Source organism: Enterobacter sp. 200527-13 (assembly GCF_027924865.1).
Taxonomy (GTDB): Bacteria; Pseudomonadota; Gammaproteobacteria; order Enterobacterales; family Enterobacteriaceae; genus Enterobacter; species Enterobacter ludwigii.
Map to the genome: position 1 here is coordinate 1 of NZ_BSCM01000027.1, position 464 is coordinate 464.

Annotated in this window: 1 protein-coding gene; it reads right to left on the reverse strand. The window is 50.9% G+C overall.

Annotated features, from left to right (window positions below; translation table 11 throughout):
• Positions 1-464, reverse strand: a 464-nt coding sequence (locus tag QMG44_RS24195; RefSeq protein WP_239511632.1) for an EF-Tu/IF-2/RF-3 family GTPase, incomplete at both ends; no start/stop codon positions are given.

Below are 464 nucleotides of genomic sequence, written 5' to 3' on the forward strand. Positions count from 1 at the left end.
GTCACAACCATCTTGATGTTGTCGCCTGGCATTACCATCTCAACGCCTTCTGGCAGTTCGATGGTACCGGTCACGTCAGTTGTACGGAAGTAGAACTGTGGACGGTAGCCTTTGAAGAACGGAGTATGACGGCCGCCTTCGTCTTTGGACAGGATATACACTTCAGATTCGAACTTGGTGTGTGGCTTGATTGAGCCTGGCTTAGCCAGTACCTGACCACGTTCGATTTCTTCACGTTTGATACCACGCAGCAGAACACCTACGTTCTCACCAGCACGGCCTTCGTCCAGCAGTTTGCGGAACATTTCAACGCCAGTACAGGTAGACTTAGCAGTCTCTTTGATACCAACGATTTCAACTTCTTCGCCAACTTTGATGATACCGCGCTCAACACGACCGGTAACAACGGTACCACGACCGGAGATGGAGAATACGTCTTCGATTGGCAGCAGGAACGGCTTGTC